The sequence below is a fragment of the Pseudomonas sp. GW822-FHT01E03 genome, assembly GCF_058802985.1.
Map to the genome: position 1 here is coordinate 264,063 of NZ_JBXAOQ010000003.1, position 20,157 is coordinate 284,219.

Annotated in this window: 16 protein-coding genes; 8 read left to right on the forward strand and 8 right to left on the reverse strand. The window is 60.7% G+C overall.

Translation table 11 applies throughout. The features are described 5' to 3' along the window. Nucleotides 1-98: 98 nt before the first annotated feature. The 7 genes from phaC to AC1RP7_RS07360 form a co-directional block, all read right to left on the reverse strand. Complete coding sequence (gene phaC / locus AC1RP7_RS07330; protein WP_223501796.1) at nt 99-1,778, reverse strand: class II poly(R)-hydroxyalkanoic acid synthase; 1,680 nt, start codon at nt 1,776-1,778, stop codon at nt 99-101. A 259-nt stretch (nt 1,779-2,037) separates the two neighbouring features. Beyond that, nucleotides 2,038-2,409 (reverse strand): gamma-butyrobetaine hydroxylase family protein, encoded by a 372-nt coding sequence (locus AC1RP7_RS07335; RefSeq protein WP_057712361.1) that lies wholly within the window; start codon nt 2,407-2,409, stop codon nt 2,038-2,040. A gap of 143 nt (nt 2,410-2,552) precedes the next feature. After that, nucleotides 2,553-3,890 carry an ATP-dependent protease ATPase subunit HslU gene (hslU, locus tag AC1RP7_RS07340; protein WP_340312431.1) on the reverse strand — a complete coding sequence of 446 codons (1,338 nt, stop codon included), beginning with the start codon at nt 3,888-3,890 and terminating at the stop codon, nt 2,553-2,555. A gap of 54 nt (nt 3,891-3,944) precedes the next feature. Further along, nucleotides 3,945-4,475, reverse strand: a complete 531-nt coding sequence (gene hslV / locus AC1RP7_RS07345; protein ID WP_007975582.1) for an ATP-dependent protease subunit HslV — start codon at nt 4,473-4,475, stop codon at nt 3,945-3,947. Nucleotides 4,476-4,708: 233 nt separating this feature from the next. Continuing rightward, nucleotides 4,709-5,416 (reverse strand): SPOR domain-containing protein, encoded by a 708-nt coding sequence (locus tag AC1RP7_RS07350; RefSeq protein WP_150726570.1) that lies wholly within the window; start codon nt 5,414-5,416, stop codon nt 4,709-4,711. Nucleotide 5,417: 1 nt separating this feature from the next. After that, on the reverse strand, nt 5,418-7,154 hold the full coding sequence (gene argS, locus AC1RP7_RS07355) for an arginine--tRNA ligase (RefSeq protein WP_493181530.1): 1,737 nt from the start codon (nt 7,152-7,154) through the stop codon (nt 5,418-5,420). 251 nt (nt 7,155-7,405) lie between these two features. Beyond that, nucleotides 7,406-9,625, reverse strand: a complete 2,220-nt coding sequence (locus tag AC1RP7_RS07360) for a primosomal protein N' (RefSeq protein WP_493181531.1) — start codon at nt 9,623-9,625, stop codon at nt 7,406-7,408. Nucleotides 9,626-9,914: 289 nt separating this feature from the next. Between AC1RP7_RS07360 and rpmE the strand changes: the two genes are divergently transcribed. The 3 genes from rpmE to AC1RP7_RS07375 all read left to right on the forward strand — a co-directional run bounded on the left by rpmE (nt 9,915) and on the right by AC1RP7_RS07375 (nt 12,409). Next, a complete protein-coding gene (rpmE, locus tag AC1RP7_RS07365) occupies nt 9,915-10,133 on the forward strand; it encodes a 50S ribosomal protein L31 (protein ID WP_008047849.1) in 219 nt (72 codons plus the stop codon). A 35-nt stretch (nt 10,134-10,168) separates the two neighbouring features. Beyond that, complete coding sequence (locus tag AC1RP7_RS07370; RefSeq protein WP_407515054.1) at nt 10,169-10,957, forward strand: thermonuclease family protein; 789 nt, start codon at nt 10,169-10,171, stop codon at nt 10,955-10,957. A gap of 183 nt (nt 10,958-11,140) precedes the next feature. After that, nucleotides 11,141-12,409: a malic enzyme-like NAD(P)-binding protein gene (locus AC1RP7_RS07375; protein WP_008047852.1), complete on the forward strand. Its 1,269-nt coding sequence runs from the start codon at nt 11,141-11,143 to the stop codon at nt 12,407-12,409. A gap of 230 nt (nt 12,410-12,639) precedes the next feature. Here the strand turns inward: AC1RP7_RS07375 and AC1RP7_RS07380 are convergent, their stop codons facing one another. Further along, nucleotides 12,640-15,078: a penicillin-binding protein 1A gene (locus tag AC1RP7_RS07380; protein WP_493181620.1), complete on the reverse strand. Its 2,439-nt coding sequence runs from the start codon at nt 15,076-15,078 to the stop codon at nt 12,640-12,642. 218 nt (nt 15,079-15,296) lie between these two features. On the opposite strand from AC1RP7_RS07380, the gene AC1RP7_RS07385 reads away from it, so the two are divergent. Genes AC1RP7_RS07385 through AC1RP7_RS07405 form a run of 5 tightly spaced genes read left to right on the forward strand, consistent with a single transcriptional unit; the run spans nt 15,297 to nt 20,154 of the window. Further along, entirely contained in the window at nt 15,297-16,361 is a 1,065-nt protein-coding gene (locus tag AC1RP7_RS07385) for a pilus assembly protein PilM (RefSeq protein ID WP_493181532.1), read from the forward strand. Then, a complete protein-coding gene (locus AC1RP7_RS07390) occupies nt 16,361-16,927 on the forward strand; it encodes a PilN domain-containing protein (protein WP_493181533.1) in 567 nt (188 codons plus the stop codon). The genes AC1RP7_RS07385 and AC1RP7_RS07390 overlap by 1 nt, the downstream gene beginning before the upstream one ends. Beyond that, complete coding sequence (pilO, locus tag AC1RP7_RS07395; RefSeq protein WP_493181534.1) at nt 16,924-17,547, forward strand: type 4a pilus biogenesis protein PilO; 624 nt, start codon at nt 16,924-16,926, stop codon at nt 17,545-17,547. The genes AC1RP7_RS07390 and pilO overlap by 4 nt, the downstream gene beginning before the upstream one ends. After that, complete coding sequence (locus tag AC1RP7_RS07400; RefSeq protein ID WP_150811961.1) at nt 17,544-18,071, forward strand: pilus assembly protein PilP; 528 nt, start codon at nt 17,544-17,546, stop codon at nt 18,069-18,071. The genes pilO and AC1RP7_RS07400 overlap by 4 nt, the downstream gene beginning before the upstream one ends. Before the next feature lie 13 nt (nt 18,072-18,084). Continuing rightward, complete coding sequence (locus tag AC1RP7_RS07405) at nt 18,085-20,154, forward strand: type IV pilus secretin PilQ (RefSeq protein WP_493181535.1); 2,070 nt, start codon at nt 18,085-18,087, stop codon at nt 20,152-20,154. Nucleotides 20,155-20,157: the final 3 nt, after the last annotated feature.

Consider the following 20,157-nt stretch of genomic DNA (forward strand, 5'->3'; position numbering starts at 1 on the left):
CTTGCTCGCGATAGCAGAGTGTCAGTCAGCGCATATGCCAAACCTGCCACCGTCATCGCGAGCAAGCTCGCTCCCACAGGGAAGTCGAGGTGTGTCAGTTACCGCTCATGCACATAGGTGCCTGGCGCGGCTTCACCCGCGGGATAGGCCTTGTTGCCCAATTTCAGCGGAGCTTTTTTCAGGTTGCCCGAACGCTGTGCCTGCCACGCCTGCCAATGCAGCCACCAGGAGTCGGCGTGCTTGGTCGACTCTTCCTGCCAGTCATCGGCATTGACGGGCATTTCAGTGCTGGTCATGTAGCGCGATTTCGGATTGCCCGGCGGGTTCAGAATGCTCTGGATGTGTCCGCTGCTGGACAGCACGAATTCAACGTTGCCGCCGAACAGTTGCGCCGACTTGTAGCAGGAGCGCCACGGGGTAATGTGGTCGCTGGTGCCGGCCAGCGAGAAGATGTCGGCGGTGACCTTCTTCAGATCGATCGGCGTACCGCACACTTCCAGTGCATCGGCACGGGTCAACGGGTTACTTTTGAACATCTCGATCAGGTCGCCATGGAACGCGGCGGGCAACCGGGTGGTGTCGTTGTTCCAGAACAGAATGTCGAATACCGGAGGTTCGTTGCCCAACAGGTAGTTGTTGACCCAGTAGTTCCAGATCAGGTCGTTGGGGCGCATCCAGGCGAAGACTTTCGCCATGTCGCGGCCTTCGAGTACACCGGCCTGGTACGACTGGCGCTTGGCGGCTTCCAGGGTTTGCTCGTCGACGAACAGGGCCACGTCGCTGTCCAGGGTGGTGTCGAGCACGCTGACCAGCAGGGTCAGGGCGTTGACCTTGTTCTCGCCGATTGCCGCGTAGTGGCCCAGCAGCGCGGTGCAGGTGATGCCGCCGGAGCAGGCACCGAGCATGTTCACGTCTTTGCTGCCGGTGATGGCGGTGACCACATCAACCGCTTCCTTGAGCGCTTCGATGTAGGTCGACAGGCCCCACTCGCGCTGCTCCTTGGTCGGGTTGCGCCAGCTGACGATGAAGGTCTGCATGTTGTTGCGCAGGCAGAATCGCGCCAGGCTCTTTTCCGGGCTCAGGTCGAAAACGTAGAACTTGTTGATCTGCGGCGGTACCACCAGCAGTGGGCGTTCATGCACCTGCTCGGTGATCGGCTTGTACTGGATCAGCTCCAGCACGTCGTTGCGAAAGACCACCGCGCCCTCGGTCACACCAAGGGTCTTGCCGACCTCGAATGCACCCATGTTGACCTGGCTCGGCATGCCGCCGTTATGCACCAGGTCCTTGGCCAGGTGCGAGAGGCCGTCGAGCAGGCTCTTGCCACCGGTTTCGAAGAAGCGCTTGACCGCCGCCGGGTTGGCCGCCGTGTTGGTCGGGGCGAAGGCCTCGGTCATGAGGTTGATCACGAAGTGCCCGCGGCTGACGTCCTTGGCCGGCAGGTTACTGTCGTCGATCCAGTCGTGGAGTTCCTTGCGCCACGCCAGGTAGGTTTGCAGATAACGTTTGTAGAGCGGGTTCTGGCTCCAGGCCGGATCCGCGAAGCGACGGTCATCGCTGGTCGGCAGCAGCTCGGATTTGCCGAGCAGCACGTTCTTGAGTTCAAGGCCGAAATGAGCGACATGCCTGGCGCTGTGTATCGGTTGCTTGATGGCCTGCCTGAGCACCATTCGAGCAGAAGCCAGTAGATCCTTTCCACGCAGTCCAACGACAGGATTCAGCCCCAAGGTGTTTTCCGAGGCTTGACTCTTCAAGTCATCGTTATTCTTGTTACTCATCTACGACGCTCCATTGTCCTGAGACGAGTACCGGGTCCTGCTGTGTAGTCACACAGCCAATGCCAGGTACTACTGCTCGGGGTGACCGTTAATACTGCATCGCTGCTTTTTTAATGCAGAGAGCACTGCAGGGAACTTGCCAGTTCCATTGGTTACCCGAGTTTAATTTTTTTCGCAAGCAGGCCAATCGGCGGCCCTGGAGCGGAGCATTCAAACAGATGAAATTAGAAAATGCCCTCTAATGAGCAAGAGGCTCGGATTAGAGCATCAGCCTGACGACGGATTCGTTCGGATCGCGGGTTTTTCCGGCGGCTTTTAGCTCGGCCAGATAATCTTCCCAGAGTGCGTCATAACGTCGCCCCAGCTCGTACAGATATTCCCAGGTGAACAAGCCGCTGTCGTGGCCGTCATCGAAGGTCAATTTCAGTGCGTACTGACCGGCGGGTTCTACCTTGGTCAGTCCTACGTTGATCTTGCCAAATTGCAGGATGGGTTTGCCGTGGCCCTGGACCTCGGCGGAAGGAGAGTGCACGCGCAAGAACTCGGCGGGCAGGGTGTACTCCTCGCCGGACGCGTATTTGAGCGTCAGGGTTTTCGAGGCTTTGTGCAGCTTGATGTCGGTGGGGATCATGGCCAGATGTCCGTCTTGTGCAGAACCTTGTGGGAGCGAGCTTGCTCGCGATAGCGGTATCAGATTCAACATCTATGTCGAATGAGATGGCCTCATCGCGAGCAAGCTCGCTCCCACAGGATCTCTATCGCTGTAAGTATGGCTTACAGGATATAACGGGAAAGGTCTTCGTTCTGTGCCAATTCACCCAGGTGGCTGTTGACGTAGTCGGCGTCGATCTGGATCACCTTGTCGTCATGGGCGCTGGCCAGGTCGCCGGCGCTGAACGACACCTCTTCGAGCAGGCGCTCGAGCAGGGTGTGCAGGCGACGGGCACCGATGTTTTCGGTTTTCTCGTTGACCTGCCAGGCGATCTCCGCGATGCGCTTGATGCCGCTCGGCTGGAACTCGATGCCCAGGCCTTCGGTTTTCAGCAGAGCGCAGTATTGCTCGGTGAGCGAGGCGTGAGGCTCGCTGAGGATGCGTTCGAAATCCTCAGGGGTCAGGGCCTTGAGTTCGACACGGATCGGCAGACGGCCTTGTAGCTCTGGCACCAGGTCGCTCGGCTTGCTCAGGTGGAACGCACCCGAAGCAATGAACAGGATGTGGTCGGTCTTGACCATGCCCAGCTTGGTGTTGACGGTGCAGCCTTCGATCAGCGGCAGCAGGTCGCGCTGCACGCCTTCGCGGGACACATCGACGCCGCCGGAGTTGCCACGCTTGGCGACCTTGTCGATTTCGTCGATGAACACGATGCCGTGCTGCTCGACCGCTTCCAGGGCCTTGGCCTTCAACTCTTCATCGTTGACCAGGCGACCGGCTTCTTCGTCGCGCACCAGCTTGAGCGCTTCCTTGACCTTGAGCTTGCGGGCTTTCTTCTTGCCCTTGCCCATGTTGGCAAACAGGCTTTGCAACTGGTTGGTCATTTCTTCCATGCCCGGTGGCGCGGAGATATCGACGCCGGCCATTTCGGCGACCTCGATTTCGATCTCCTTGTCATCCAGCTGACCTTCACGCAGGCGCTTGCGGAACAGCTGGCGGGTGTTGGAATCGGCAGTTGGGGCATCGTCGTTGCTGAAACCCATGCGCGCCGGTGGCAGCAGTGCATCGAGGATGCGCTCTTCGGCGGCGTCTTCGGCGCGGTGGCGAACCTTGACGATTTCCTGTTCGCGCAGCAGCTTGATCGCTGCATCGGCCAGGTCACGAATGATCGATTCGACGTCGCGGCCGACATAGCCGACTTCAGTGAACTTGGTCGCTTCGACCTTGATGAACGGCGCATTGGCAAGTTTGGCCAGGCGACGGGCGATCTCGGTTTTACCGACACCGGTCGGGCCAATCATCAGGATGTTCTTTGGCGTTACTTCAACGCGCAGCTCTTCGGGCAGTTGCATGCGGCGCCAGCGGTTGCGCAGGGCAATGGCGACGGCGCGCTTGGCATCGTCCTGGCCGATGATGTGGCGGTTGAGTTCGTGGACGATTTCACGGGGAGTCATGGACATAATATTCAGTGGACCTCAAGCAAGAATGAGCCGTGGTGCGATGGCTGCACGGGCTTACTCGGCGCAGTCCTGCTCCTCAATGGTCTGGGTGTGGTTGGTGAATACACAGATGTCGCCGGCGATACCGAGGGCGGTTTCGACGATTTCCCGGGCTGACAGGTCGGTCTTTTTCAGCAGCGCGCTGGCCGCGGCCTGGGCGTAGGCGCCACCGGAACCCATGGCGATCAGGCCGTCTTCGGGCTCAACCACATCGCCGTTGCCGGTGATGATCAGGGAGGCGTCCTTGTTGGCGACCGCGAGCATGGCTTCAAGGCGGCTCAGGGAACGGTCGGTGCGCCATTCTTTGGCGAGTTCGACGGCGGCGCGCACCAGGTGACCCTGGTGTTTTTCAAGCTGGCCTTCGAAGCGTTCGAAGAGGGTAAAGGCGTCAGCGGTGGCACCGGCAAAACCGGCGATGACCTGACCGTGGTACAGGCGGCGAACTTTTTTCGCGTTGCCTTTCATCACGGTATTACCAAGGGAAACCTGGCCGTCGCCGCCCATGACGACTTTGCCGTGGCGGCGAACTGAAACGATGGTGGTCAAGGGAAGAGTCTCCACGCAGCGGGGCGAAAATGCCTTATGCCCATTCATATGGGGGTGGTGGAGAGGATTTCAACTGTAGGACGCGGCGGGGGACGAGCGGTGTGAGTCAGATGGAGTCTGTGGTGTTTACCAGGGCGCCTTCGCGAGCAAGCCCGCTCCCACATTGGAATGCGGTCGAATGTGGGAGCGGGCTTGCTCGCGAAGAACGATGACGCGGTGTCTGGGGCAATCGATCAGCGGCTCTGGCGTTGTTGTAACAGCAGATTGCTGAAACCTGCGCCAGCCAGTTGCTTCTGCGCAGTGGTCAGTTGCTCACGGTTGCTGAACGGTCCGACCAATACCCGATACCAGGTTTCGTCTTTCACCGTGCCGGACTCAACCGCCACGGCCTGGCCCAGCAGGATGATCTGCGCCCGCACCTTGTCCGCATCAGTCTCTTTGCGGAACGAGCCAGCCTGCAGGAAAAACTTCGTCACAGGCGCAGCCTTGACCGGTGGTGCAGGAGGCGGAGTAATCCCGGCCAAGGCAGCCTGGGCCCGTGCGGTGTCGATCTTCGCCGCTTCGGCCGGGGTGACCGGCGTGGTCGGGATGGCCGGCACTTGCGGCGTCGGCAGGGTTTTTTCCGGCACGGCATCCGGCGGCACGATGACTTCCGATTCCGGCAGCAAGGTGTAGAAGTCGTACTTCGGCTTCACCGGTTGCGTCGGGCTCGGCGGGGTCTTGTTGGCCTCGGCGATCTTGCTGGCTTTCTGCTGTTGCTCGACCTTTTCACGCTTGACCGTGTCGCTGCCCTTGCCCGGCTCCAGTTTCATCAAAAACACAAGGAAGGCACCGACCGTGAGGCCGATGACCATCCACAACCAACCCGGAATCGGTTGCTTTGCAGGAGCTTGGTAACGGCTGGCGCCACGCTTGGGTGCAGGTTTTTTCTTGGCAGCCAACTTACATACGCTCCAGAGTTTCCAGGCCCAAGAGTTCCAGGCCTTGCTTGAGGGTGCGTCCGGTCAGCGCGGCGAGGCGCAGGCGGCTCTGCATTTGTGCCGGGGTATCGGCGGCGAGGATCGGGCAGTTCTCGTAGAAGCTGGAGAACAGGCCGGCGACGTCGTACAGGTAAGTGCAAAGGATGTGCGGGGTGCCTTTTTCGGACACGTTGTTCAGGATTTCGCCAAACTGCGCGAGCTTCGCCGCCAGTTCATGTTCGTGCGCCGCTTCGAGGACGATCTGGCCGTCGACTTCACTGAAGTCCTTGCCGAGCTTGCGGAACACGCCGGCCACGCGGGTGTAGGCGTACAGAAGGTACGGTGCGGTGTTGCCTTCGAAGTTGAGCATCAGGTCGAAGTTGAAGCTGTAGTCACTGGTGCGATGCTTGGACAGGTCGGCGTACTTCACTGCGCCGATGCCCACCACCTTGGCGATGTTGCGCAACTCGGCTTCGGCAAGTTCCGGGTTCTTGTCCTTGACCAGGGTGTAGGCGCGCTCCTGGGCTTCGGTCAGCAGGTCGATTAGCTTCACGGTGCCGCCATCACGGGTTTTGAACGGACGACCGTCCGCGCCGTTCATGGTGCCGAAGCCCATGTGTTCCATTTCCATCGGATGGGTCACGAAACCGGCCTTGCGCGCCACGGCGAACACTTGCTGGAAGTGCAGGGCCTGACGCTGGTCGACGAAGTACAGCGCACGATCGGCCTTGAGCTTGCCGCTGCGGTAGCGCACGGCCGCCAGGTCGGTGGTGGCGTAGAGGTAGCCGCCGTCAGCCTTGACGATGATCACCGGCAGCGGGTCGCCGTCGGCGTTCTTGAACTCGTCGAGGAACACGCACTGGGCGCCGTTGCTCTCGACCAGCATGCCTGCGGCCTTCAAGTCGTTGACCACGTTGATCAGGTCGTCGTTGTAGGCGCTTTCGCCCATCACGTCGGCCATGGTCAGTTTAACGTTGAGCAGTTCGTAGATCTTCTGGCAGTGGGACAGCGAGATGTCCTTGAACTTGGTCCACAGGGCCAGGCAATCGGCGTCGCCGGCCTGCAACTTGACCACCAGGCCACGGGCACGGTCGGCGAACTCTTCGGATTCGTCGAAGCGTTGCTTGGCGGCGCGGTAGAAGTTCTCCAGGTCCGACAGCTCGTCGCTGGTGATCGGGTTTTCCTGCAGGTAAGCCATCAGCATGCCGAACTGGGTGCCCCAGTCGCCGACGTGGTTCTGACGGATCACGGTGTCGCCGAGGAACTCCAGCACGCGGGCCACGCCGTCGCCGATGATGGTCGAACGCAGGTGACCGACGTGCATCTCCTTGGCCAGGTTCGGCGCCGACAGGTCGACCACGGTGCGCTGCACCGGGCCGGCCTTGTGCACGCCGATGTGGGTGTCGGCCAGGGCCGCGTCCAGGCGTGCGGCCAGGGCGTCGGTGTTCTGGAAGAAGTTCAGGAAGCCCGGGCCGGCGATTTCGGTCTTGGCGACATTTTCGTCAGCCGGCAGGGCGGCGATGATTTTTTCCGCCAGGTCGCGGGGCTTCATGCCAGCGGGCTTGGCCAGCATCATGGCGATGTTGCTGGCGAAATCGCCGTTCTTCTTGTCGCGGGAGTTTTCCACCTGGATCGCCGGCGACAGGCCTTCAGGCAACACACCTTCGTTGACGAGTTGGGTGATGGCTTGTTGGATCAGCTGGCGAATGGTGTCTTTCATGGTCTTCTCTTTCGACCGCAGGCGCGGCGGCGCATCATGCGCTGGTGGAAAAACTGGGCATTATCCGTTGCGAAGACGGGCTTGCCAACCTTAGCAGGCAGGATGTGGATGTGTGGTGACAATTAGGGCCTCTTCGCGAGCAAGTCGAATCGTCGCACCGCCGCTCCCACAGGTTTTGAGGTGGATACAAAATTTAGTTCCACCAGAGAACCACTGTGGGAGCGAGCTTGCTCGCGATGGCAATCTCCAAATTAATACAAATCGACCGGATCAACATCCAAGGACCAACGCACCGCCCGCCCGCTCGGCATCTGCTCCAGCACCAGCAACCAACTGGCCAGCAATCGATGCAAGGGTGCTCGCGCCGTAGCCTGTACCAACAGCTGTGCACGATAACGCCCGGCCCGGCGCTCCATCGGTGCCGGGACCGGTCCCAATAACTCGATCCCGGTCAGATTCTGCTCGGCCAGCAAACGCTCCGCCTCGCTGCAAGCCTCATCCAGGAAGCCTTCGGCCTGACCCGGTTTATGCGCCTCGGCCCGCAGCAGCGCCAGGTGCGCAAACGGCGGCAGACCGGCCGAGCGGCGTTCGCTCAAGGCCTGTTCGGCAAAGGCGAAATAGCCTTGCTCGGTCAATTGCACCAGCAGCGGATGGTCGGCCAGGTGCGTCTGGATAATCACCTTGCCCGGCTCTTCGGCGCGACCTGCGCGGCCGGCGACCTGCACGATCAATTGAGCCATGCGCTCGCTGGCGCGGAAGTCGCCGGAGAACAGGCCGCCGTCGGCGTCGAGGATCGACACCAGCGTCACCCGTGGAAAGTGGTGACCTTTGGCAAGCATCTGCGTGCCGATCAGGATGCACGGCTGGCCTTTTTGAATGGTCGCGAACAACTGGTTCATCGCATCCTTGCGCGATGTGCTGTCGCGGTCGACCCGCAGCACCGGATAGTCCGGGAACAGAATCGCCAGGCGCTCCTCGGCCCGTTCGGTGCCGGCGCCAACGGGGCGCAGATCGACCTTGTTGCACTTCGGGCACTGGCGCGGCACGCGTTCGACGTAGCCGCAATGGTGGCAGCGCAACTCGCCGTAACGCTGGTGCACGGTCATTCGCGCGTCACAGCGCTGGCACTCGGACATCCAGCCACAGTCATGACACAGCAGGGTCGGGGCGAAGCCGCGGCGGTTGAGGAACACCAGGACTTGCTGTCCGGCGGCCAGAGTCTGGCCGATGGCTTGTTGCATCGGCCCGGAAATGCCGCTGTCCAGCGGGCGGCTTTTCACGTCCAGACGCAGGAAGCGCGGCTGTTTGGCGCCGCCGGCTCGCTCGTTCAAGCGCAGTAGCCCGTAGCGGCCGGTGTAGGCGTTGTGCAGGCTTTCCAGCGAAGGGGTGGCGGAACCGAGGACAATCGGGATGTTTTCCTGTCGCGCTCGCACCAATGCCAGATCACGGGCGTGGTAGCGCAAACCTTCCTGCTGTTTATAGGAGCCGTCGTGCTCTTCGTCGATGATGATCAGGCCGGGGTTCTTCATCGGTGTGAACAGGGCCGAGCGGGTGCCGATAATGATGTCGGCCTCACCGTCCCGCGCGGCCAGCCAGGCCTCGAGGCGTTCGCGGTCATTGACCGCCGAATGGATCAGCGCGATACGGGCATTGAAACGCTGTTCGAAGCGCGCCAGGGTCTGCGGGCCGAGGTTGATTTCCGGGATCAGCACCAGCGCCTGCTTGCCAGCCTCGAGGGTTTCACGGATCAACTGCAGATAGACTTCGGTCTTGCCGCTGCCGGTGACGCCGGCCAGCAGGAACGCGTGATAACTGTCGAAGCCGGCGCGAATCGCCTCATAGGCGGCGCGCTGCTCCGGGTTTAGGGGGAGTTCCGGTTGCGCCAGCCAGTGTTCGTGGCGTGCGCCCGGGGCGTGCCGGCGGATCTCGACCTGCACCAGGTCCTTGGCCAGCAGCAAATCCAGGCTGTCCTTGCTCAGCATCAGTTTGCTCAGCAATTGATGGGCGACGCCATGGGGATGTTGGGCCAGCGTGGCCAGGGCTTCACGCTGGCGCGGGGCGCGGGCGATGCGCGGATCGTCGAGGCTGGCCCCAGGGGCGGCGGACCAGAAGCGCTCCTGGCGTGCTTCGGCTAATTCACCCTGGCGCAGCAAAACCGGCAGCGCCCAGCTCAAGGTGTCGCCGAGGCTGTGCTGGTAATACTGGGACGTCCACAGGCACAGCTTGAACAGCGCGGGCGGCAGCGGTGGCGTAGCGTCGAGCAGGGCCAGGGCCGGCTTGAGTTTCTCGACCGGCACTTCGCTGGTGTCGGTGACTTCCACCAGAATACCGATCATCTCCCGTCGGCCGAACGGTACCCGCAGGCGCATGCCGGGGTGCAACTGGGCGCGCAGGATACCGGCCGGAGCGCGGTAGTCGAACAGGCGGCGCAGCGGCGAAGGCAGGGCGAGGCGCAAAATGGCGTCGGGCACGCGGGGGATCTCGATCAGCGGAAGATAAAAGCGGGGTTGCATGTCCCCCTGTGGGAGCGAGCTTGCTCGCGATAGCGCCGTGTCAGGCAACGCATATGCCGAATGACACACCCTCATCGCGAGCAAGCTCGCTCCCACAGGGATCGCGTATTGGGCCGGGAGCCTAGCAGACGGTCGGTCTCAGGGACAGCTTGCGTGATTGGCATTGTCTGGTAGAATCCGCGGCCTAATTACGTGCGGTATTCAACAATAGTGTTGGGTGGCGGCACGCTAGCCTGAGGAAGACACCATGAAAGCTGATATCCATCCAGAATACCCAGCAGTTGCTGTTACCTGCAGCTGCGGCAACAAGTTCGAAACCCGTTCGACCTTCGGCAAAGCCCTGGCGATCGACGTTTGCAACGAATGCCACCCGTTCTACACCGGTAAGCAGAAGACTCTGGACACTGGCGGCCGCGTACAGCGCTTCGCCGACCGTTTCGGTGCTTTCGGCGCGAAAAAGGCCTAAGGCCAATCAACTTGGGAAGCCGTTGCGGTTTTTCCATGCTGATGAAAAAGGCGTCCCTCGCGGGCGCCTTTTTTATGTCCGCGATTTGGCTATCCGGCGCCCAGGCATTTTGCCCGGCACCCAGCGGCCTGGCGCCCGTCGCGGTGCAGCGGGTGGTGGACGGCGACACCCTGCGCCTGAGCGATGGCCGCAGTGTGCGCATGATCGGCTTGAACACGCCGGAGCTGGGCAAGAATGGCCGTTCCGACGAACCGTTCGCCGTGGTCGCGCGCAAGCGACTCGAAGCCCTGGTGGCGGCTAGCGACGGGCAGGTTGGTTTGCTGCCTGGCAAAGAAGGCAAGGACCATTACGGCCGCACCCTGGCTCATGTCTACGGTGCCAATGGCGTCAACCTCGAAGCGCAAATGCTCGCCGAAGGCCTGGGTTTTCAGGTGGCCGTGGCGCCAAATGTCGATCTGGTCGCCTGTCAGCAAGCTGCAGAAACCAGCGCTCGACAGGCCGGGCTCGGTGTATGGCGCCAGTCGCCTGTACTGAAGGCGGAGCAGATCAGCACTTCCGGTTTCGCCGTGCTCAGCGGTCGTGTGAGCAAGGTTCAACGCAATCGCGGCGGGGTTTGGATCGAGTTACAGGATTCGGTTGTATTGCGCGTTGCACCCAATCTGCTGGGGCGGTTTGATACGGCCTTGCTGGAAAGGCTCGAAGGCAAGCAGATCGAGGCGCGCGGTTGGGTGCTGGATCGTTCGCGACGTGGCGGACTGAAAGAAGGTCAGGCGCGCTGGATGTTGCCCTTGACCGACCCGGCGATGTTTCAAGTCGTGCAGTGATAAAAAATTGTAGACATTTTTTGCGCTGATTGTGAACAGTCTAACCCTTGTCTGCCGTGGCTCTTGGCCCAAAGTCGTAGGGCCGGGCGCTTGACAGGGGTGACCAGTCAGTCTTGTGGGGACTTTGCGAGGCGCGTATCCTCGCTGACCAGTCTGTCCAACAGTAAAAAGCGGAATGCCAAAATGTCTGATCTGAAAACTGCCGCTCTCGAATATCACGCCAATCCTCGTCCAGGGAAGCTGAGTGTCGAGCTCACCAAGGCCACTGCTACCGCTCGCGACCTGTCGCTGGCCTACAGCCCGGGCGTAGCCGAACCAGTACGCGAGATCGCCCGCGATCCTGAACTGGCCTACAAGTACACCGGCAAAGGCAACCTGGTTGCAGTCATTTCCGATGGCACCGCGATTCTCGGTCTGGGTAACCTCGGCCCATTGGCTTCCAAGCCAGTGATGGAAGGCAAAGGCGTACTGTTCAAGCGCTTCGCCGGCATCGACGTTTTCGACATCGAAGTCGACTCCGAAAGCCCGCAAGCCTTCATCGACACCGTCAAGCGCATCTCCATCACCTTCGGTGGCATCAACCTGGAAGACATCAAGGCACCAGAGTGCTTTGAAATCGAGCGCGCTCTGATCGAGCAGTGCGATATTCCGGTATTCCACGATGACCAGCACGGCACCGCTATCGTGACCGCCGCCGGCATGATCAACGCCCTGGAAATCGCTGGCAAAACCCTGCCGGAAGCCAAGATCGTCTGCCTGGGTGCCGGCGCTGCCGCCATCTCCTGCATGAAGTTGCTGGTGAGCATGGGCGCCAACATCGAAAACATCTACATGGTCGACCGCACCGGCGTGATCCACTCCGGCCGTGACGACCTGAACCAGTACAAGGCGGTGTTCGCTCACGCGACCGACAAGCGCACCCTGGCTGACGCCCTGCAAGGCGCTGATGTGTTCGTTGGTCTGTCCGGCCCGAACCTGCTGAGTGCTGAAGGCCTGCTGTCGATGGCGCCTAACCCGATCGTGTTCGCCTGCTCGAACCCTGATCCGGAAATCTCCCCGGAGCTGGCGCACGCTACCCGTAGCGACGTGATCATGGCCACCGGTCGTTCCGACTACCCGAACCAGGTCAACAACGTACTGGGCTTCCCGTTCATCTTCCGCGGTGCCCTGGACGTTCGCGCCAAGCGCATCAACGAAGAAATGAAAGTGGCTGCGGCCAACGCCCTGCGTGAACTGGCCAAGCTGCCGGTACCTCAGGAAGTGTGCGACGCCTACGGCGGCATCAAGCTGGAATTCGGTCGTGAGTACATCATTCCGAAGCCAATGGATGCCCGTCTGATCACCCTGATCTCCGATGCCGTGGCCAAAGCTGCCATCGAGACCGGCGTGGCGACCCTGCCGTATCCGAAGAACTACCCGCTCAAAAGCGTGGATGACGTGTTCAACGGCTAAGCCGTTGTAGCGCTTCAACGAAAAGCCCCGGCTTGTGAGAGTCGGGGCTTTTTTGTGCCTGAAGGTTTTGTGGGGTTTCTGATGGCCTCTTCGCGAGCAAGCCCGCTCCCACATTGGAATGCGTACCCCTGTGGGAGCGAGCTTGCTCGCGATGGCGATATGACAGGAAACCCGGATGCAAAAAAGCCCCGCCTTCTACAGAAGAGCGGGGCTTTATGTTGGTCCTGCAATCAGAACAAATCGATCGGCGCCTGTTCATCCGCCGGTAGCGGGCTGCCAGGTGCCAGACCGTTGCCCAGCTCGTTCCCGGACGGTGGCGTATCTTCGACCTTGAACAGTTCAAAGTAGGCCCCCGGGGTGCCTGGGCTGGCCGCGCGACCGCTGATCGGATCGACTCGCAGGCTGAGGATGCCTTCGGGCTCCGGTTGAGTATGCGGTGGTTTGCCTTTGAGCGCGGCGCCCATGTAGTTCATCCAGATCGGCAGCGCGACGGTGCCGCCGAATTCCTTGCGACCCAGGCTTTCCGGTTGATCGAAGCCGGTCCACACGGTCGTCACGTAATCGGCGTTGTAGCCGGAGAACCAGGCGTCCTTGGATTCGTTGGTCGTACCGGTCTTGCCGGCAATGTCAGGGCGGCCCAGGGCGAGCGCGCGGCGACCGGTGCCGAGCTTGATCACATCCTCAAGCATGCTGTTGAGGATGTACGTGGTGCGCCCATCAACGATGCGTTCGGCCACGGCGGGTGCTTGTGGTGTCGGCGTAGTGCCCGGTGCCTCGCCCGGCGTTGCGTTGACCGTGAAGGCTTGGGCGGCTGGCACGGCAATGCCATCGCTGGCAGCGCCGCCCTGAGGCACGCTCGGCGGGTTGGCGACGAACAGTGTGTCGCCGTTGCGGCTTTCGATCTTGTCGATGATGTACGGGGTGATCTTGTAGCCGCCGTTGGCGAAGGCGCTCCAGCCGGTGGCGATTTCCATCGGCGTCAGGGTCGCGGTGCCCAGCGCCAGGGACAGGTTGGGTGGCAAGTCCTGTTTGTTGAAACCGAAGCGCGTGATGTAGTCGATGGTCTTGCCGACGCCCATCGCTTGCAGCAAGCGGATCGACACCAGGTTGCGCGACTTGTACAGCGCTTCACGCAGGCGAATCGGGCCGAGGAAGGTGTTGGTGTCGTTCTTCGGGCGCCAGACCTTGTCCAGGTACTCGTCGACGAACACGATCGGTGCGTCGTTCACCAGGCTGGAGGCGGTGTAGCCGCTATCCAGTGCGGCGGCGTAGACGAACGGTTTGAAGCTCGAGCCCGGCTGGCGCTTGGCCTGCAATGCGCGGTTGTAGTTGCTCTGTTCGAAGGCGAAGCCGCCCACCAGCGAACGAATGGCGCCGTTCTGCGGGTCCAGGGACACCAGGGCGCCCTGGGCCTGCGGGATCTGGCTGAACTTCAGCGAATTGTCCGGCTGACGCTGCACGCGAATCAGATCGCCGACCTGGGCCACGTCCGACGGTTGTTTTGGGTTGGCGCCCATGCTGTTGGTGTTCAGGAACGGCCGGGCCCACTTCATGGTGTCCCAGTTCACGTGTTCCTGGCCGGTGCGGGTCAGCACCTGCAGGCCGGTCTTGTCGACCTGGGTCACGATGGCCGGTTCCAGGCCGCTGATGATGCGTTGTTTGGTCAGCTCGGTTGCCCAGGCCTCGCGGGTCTTGCCCGGCAGCCGCGACTCTGGCCCGCGATAGCCGTGACGCTGATCGTAGGTCATCAGGCCTTCGTGGACCGCGGTGTTGGCCAGCTCCTGGAGGTCGCTCGGTACCGTGGTCGTGACGCGGAAGCCTTCGGTATACGCGTCGCTACCGTAACGCCCGACCATTTCGGCACGGGCCATTTCGGCGATGTACGGGGCGTTCACTTCCGGGGTCGGCACGTGATAGCTGGCGTTCAGTGGCTCGTTGACTGCAGTGGTGTAGTCGGCCTCGCTGATTTTTCCGAGCTTGTACATGCGCCCCAGGATCCAGTCGCGACGCTCCTTGCTGCGCGCCGGGTTGGCCAGCGGGTTGAAGCGCGACGGCGCCTTGGGCAGGCCGGCGATCATCGCCATCTGCGCCAGGCTGACATCGCGAATCGATTTGCCGTAATAGACCTGCGCCGCCGCCTCGATGCCGTAGGCGCGGTTACCCAGATAGATCTTGTTGACGTACAGCTCGAGGATCTCGTCCTTGGTCAGCTGCTGTTCGATCTGCAGGGCCAGCAGGATCTCGGTGGTCTTGCGTGAAAAGCTGCGTTCGCTGGTCAGGAAGAAGTTCTTCGCCACCTGCATGGTGATCGTGCTGCCGCCGGACTGGATGTGTCCGCTTTTGACCAGTTGGGTCGCGGCACGCATCAGGCTGCTCGGATCGACGCCGTAGTGGTTGGCGAAATTGTCGTCTTCAGCACTTAGTAACGCATTGATGAAATTGGGGGGAATGTCGGCGAAACGGATCGGTGTACGGCGCATTTCGCCAAATTCTGCGATCAACTTGTTATCGCTGCTGTAGACCCGCAAAGGGATCTGCAACTGGATGCTTCTCAGCGCCTCCACGGACGGTAGTCCGGGACTAAGGTAAAGGTACGCCCCGCTCAGACCCAGAAGGAGTCCGCAGAAAACCGCGACGATGGACCAACCGAAAAACTTCAGCAGACGAATCAAGGCTTTTGGATATCCAGGGTAAAAAATGAATTGGGCAACAGGGTTCAGGCTAAACGAGAACGACCCGCGCTTGAGCAAAAAGCGGAAAAAAACGCTGGGCATTATAAGCATTTTTCTGATCGGGAGCGTGGCTGGCGCTGCTGTCAAGACGGGTGGATTGAACGCAATGGACATTGCAGAGTCCGTAACTCACGGAAAGTCATAGGGAATTGGTAGTGCCAGGACTCTTCAAGAAAAAATCCAATACGCTGCTGGGAATCGACATCAGTTCCACCTCGGTGAAACTTCTTGAGTTGAGCCGTCAGGGTGAGCGCTACCGGGTCGAGGCCTATGCGGTCGAACCATTGCCGGTCGGCGCGGTGATCGAAAAGAATATCGCCGAGCTCGAAGGTGTGGGGCTGGCCCTCACTCGCGCGCTGGCCAAGGCCAGAACCGCCCTCAAGAACGTGGCCGTGGCCGTGGCGGGCTCAGCGGTGATCACCAAGACCATCGAGATGGATGCCGGTCTTTGCGAAGACGAAATGGAAAGCCAGCTGAAAATCGAGGCTGACCAGTACATTCCTTATCCCCTGGACGAAGTCGCGATCGACTTTGAAGTCCAGGGCACCTCCGGGCGTAATCCTGAGCGCGTCAACGTGCTGCTCGCCGCTTGTCGCAAGGAAAACGTCGAAGTCCGCGAGGCCGCCCTGGCCCTGGCGGGGCTGACCGCCCGCGTGGTCGATGTCGAGGCCTACGCGCTGGAGCGTTCATTCGAACTTCTGACCAGTCGACTCGCGGTTTCCGAGAAACCTTTGACGGTCGCAGTGGTGGACATCGGCGCCACCATGACCACCCTGAGCGTGCTGCACAACGGGCGGATTATCTACACTCGCGAACAACTGTTCGGCGGTCGGCAACTGACCGAGGAAATCCAGCGTCGCTACGGCCTGACGCTCGAGCAGGCGGGGCTGGCGCAAAAGAAGGGCGGGTTGCCGGATGACTATGCCGCTGAGGTCTTGCAGCCGTTTCGAGAGGCGCTGGTGCAGCAGGTATCGCGCTCGTTGCACTTCTTCCTGGCTTCCGGCCAGTACAGCGCCGTCGATCATGTCCTGCTGGCCGGCGGTACGGCGTCGATCCCGGGGCTGGACCGTTTGATCGAGCAGCAATTGGGCACGCCGACCCAGGTCGCGAACCCGTTTTGCGAAATGACTCTGGGCAGCAAGGTCAATGGCGCTGCCCTGGCGAGTGATGCCCCGGCGTTGATGATCGCCTGCGGTCTGGCCCTCAGGAGCTTCGACTGATGGCACGGATCAACCTTTTACCCTGGCGCGAGGAGCGACGTGAAGTCCGCCGCAAGCGCTTCCTGCTGGCCCTGGTGGCGGCAATGGTGGGCGCGATGGGGGCGGTGCTGGTTGCGAACCAGGTCATTAGCGGTGCCATCGACCAGCAAGTCGCCCGTAACGATTACATCGGCAAGCAAGTCGCCGTGGTCGATGAGCGAATCAGCCAGATCAATGATCTCAAGGCGCGCCGTCAGCAATTGGTCGAGCGCATGGGTGTCATCCAGGGCCTGCAAGGCAATCGCCAAATCAGCGGGCGAATATTTGACCAGTTGGCGCGAGCCCTGCCCGACGGCGTGTATTTCACCGAAGTGAGAATGACCGCAAAGACTTTGTCCATCACCGGTGCCGCGCAATCCAACAACCGCGTTTCAGAATTGATGCGCAACCTCGAGGCATCAGACTGGTTCGAGGCGCCGAGCCTGAGCGAAGTCAAGGCCACGGCTGCCGGCCAGTTGGAGCAGGCAAACGTCTTCCAGTTGACCGTCCGCCAGACTCAACCCGCAACACCGGAGGGGGGCAAATGAGTCTGTCCGAATGGTTCGAAGGGCTGCGCAAGATCGACATCAATGATCTGGATACCAGCAACATGGGCGCCTGGCCGCTGGCGATCAAGTGTCTGGTGGCTGCTTTGCTCGTGCTTCTGGTGCTGGCCTTTGGCTATAACTTTTCCACCCGCGACCTTGTGAGCCAGCTCGATCTCAAGCGCGAGGAAGAGTCGACACTCAAGGAGCAGTTCGCCAGCAAGGCCCGCATGGCGGCGAACCTGGATCTCTATACCCGGCAGTTGAAAGAGATGGAGAACACCTTCGTCGTGCTGTTGCGGCAACTGCCCAGTGATACGGAAGTGCCCGGCTTGCTCGAAGACATCACGCGTACGGGCCTCGGCAGTGGCCTGGAGTTCGAAGAGATCAAGTTGCTGCCGGAGGTGGCCCAGCCGTTCTACATCGAGCTGCCGATCCAGATCACGGTCACCGGGGATTACCACGACCTGGCCACCTTCGTCAGTGGTGTGGCCGGGTTGCCGCGAATCGTTACCTTGCACGATTTCGATCTGGCTCCTGTCAGCCCTGAGGGTGGTCCGAAACTGCGCTTGACCATCCTCGCCAAGACCTACCGCTACAACGACAAGGGACAGCATCAATGAGCCCGGCACGTAGTTTTTCGGTGGTGGTATTGCTGTCTGCCCTGTCCGGTTGTGGCGGGGGGGATGACTACACCGATCTGGACGCGTACATGAACGAAATGCGCCTGCACGGGCCGGGGAAGATTGAACCAACGCCAGTATTCCAGTCTTACCCTGCATTCACTTACAACGCGGCGAATCTGCGCAGCCCGTTTTCGCCGCAGATCAGCACCGATCTGGCGGCCCGGCGGCGGGGTTCGGGTAACGTCAAGCCCGACCCGGGTCGGGTCAAACAATACCTCGAAGGCTTCAACATCGAGCAGTTTGAAATGGTCGGCACCCTTTCCAATGCAACGGGCTCCTATGCCCTGCTGCGCGGGGCGGGTGGGGTGCACCGGCTGAAAGTCGGCGATTACCTGGGGCGTAACCACGGACGGATCGTTGCGATCAGTGGCTCTCAAGTCGATATGGTTGAAATTGTCCCCGATGGTCAGGGTGCGTGGCTGGAGCGTCCCCGGACCATCCCTTTGAAAGAGCACTCATAGTGGAACTCCAATAATGAACAGGATTCTTTCCACCGTCGGCCTTTCGCTATGGATAGCGTTGTTGTCGCCGATGGTACAAGCGGCCAATCTCAAGGCGCTGGATGTCGCAGCGCTGCCGGGTGACCGTGTCGAGTTGAAGTTGTCGTTCGATGCGCCGCCCCCGGTGCCCCACGGCTACACGACGGATTCGCCAGCCCGGATTGCCCTGGATTTGCCGGGTGTCGCCAGTCAGCTGGCGAGCAAGACTCACGATCTGGGCAGTGGAAATGCCCGAAGTGCGACGGTGGTGGAAGCCCGGGACCGTACGCGATTGATCATCAACCTGACCCAGCCGGCCCCGTACGACTCGCGAATAGAAGGTAACAATCTGCTGGTTGTTGTCGGGCAGGGAGTCAAACCGTCGACATCCAAGCCCGCAGCCGCTGCAACGCCGGTTCCGGCACGAGCCGTCGCGACGGCAGGCAAGGCCATTCGGGGTGTGGATTTCCAGCGGGGAGCCCAGGGCGAAGGCAACGTGGTGATCGACTTGTCGGATCCATCGATTGCGCCCGACATACAAGAGCGCGAAGGCAGGATCATCGTCGGATTTGCCAAGACCTTATTGCCCGAGCGATTGCGCGTGCGCCTGGATGTGAAGGATTTCGCCACGCCCGTGCAGTTCGTCAATGCCAGCGCGAGCGGCGATCGAGCCACCATCAGCATTGAACCCGGCGGCACGTTCGATTACTCGACCTATCAGACCGACAATAAGCTCACGGTCAGCGTTCGCCCGGCGACGGTCGATGAACTGCAAAAACGCAATGCCGGGCAACAGGCCTACAGCGGCGAGAAGCTATCGCTGAACTTCCAGGACATCGATGTGCGCTCGGTGCTGCAACTGATCGCCGATTTCACCAACCTCAATCTGGTGGCCAGCGACACGGTCCAGGGGGGAATTACCCTGCGCTTGCAGAACGTACCGTGGGATCAAGCGCTGGATCTGGTGCTGAAAACCAAGGGGCTGGACAAGCGCAAGGTCGGCAATGTCCTGCTGGTTGCGCCGGCCGATGAAATTGCTGCCCGTGAGCGTCAGGAGCTCGAATCGCAGAAGCAGATTGCCGATCTGGCGCCGTTGCGTCGGGAGCTGTTGCAGGTCAATTACGCCAAGGCGGCGGATATCGCCAAGCTCTTCCAGTCGGTGACCAGTGCCGAAGCGAAACCCGACGAACGGGGATCAATCACCGTCGATGAACGCACCAACAACATCATTGCCTATCAGACCCAGGACCGGCTGGATGAGCTGCGCAGGATCGTCACGCAGCTGGATATCCCTGTGCGTCAGGTGATGATCGAGGCGCGCATTGTCGAAGCTAACGTCGACTATGACAAAAGCCTCGGGGTGCGCTGGGGTGGCTCGATACAGAACAAGGGCAACTGGAACACCTCCGGCGTCAGCAATGGACTCAATGGGTCATCGACCATTGGCACGCCCGGCAGTACCAGCACCAACTCACCGTTCGTCGACATGGGCGTAGCCAACAACACCTCGGGAATCGGCATCGCCTTCATCACCGATAACGTCTTGCTGGACCTGGAGCTGACGGCCATGGAGAAAACCGGCAACGGGGAAATCGTCTCCCAGCCCAAGGTGGTCACGTCCGACAAGGAGACCGCCAAAATCCTCAAGGGCACGGAGATTCCCTATCAGGAAGCCAGTTCCAGCGGCGCGACTTCGGTGTCGTTCAAGGAGGCTTCGCTGTCGCTGGAAGTGACACCGCAGATCACGCCCGACAACCGGATCATCATGGAAGTCAAAGTGACCAAGGACGAACCGGACTACCTGAACAAGGTTCAGGATGTACCCCCCATCAAGAAAAACGAAGTCAACGCCAAGGTCCTGGTCAACGATGGCGAGACCATCGTCATTGGTGGTGTTTTCTCAAATACTCAAAGCAAGGTTGTAGATAAGGTGCCATTTCTTGGCGATGTGCCGTATCTTGGCCGCCTTTTCCGGCGTGATGTGGTTTCGGAGAAAAAATCCGAGCTGTTGGTATTCCTCACTCCGCGTATCATGAATAATCGGGCGATTGCTGTGAGTCATTGATTC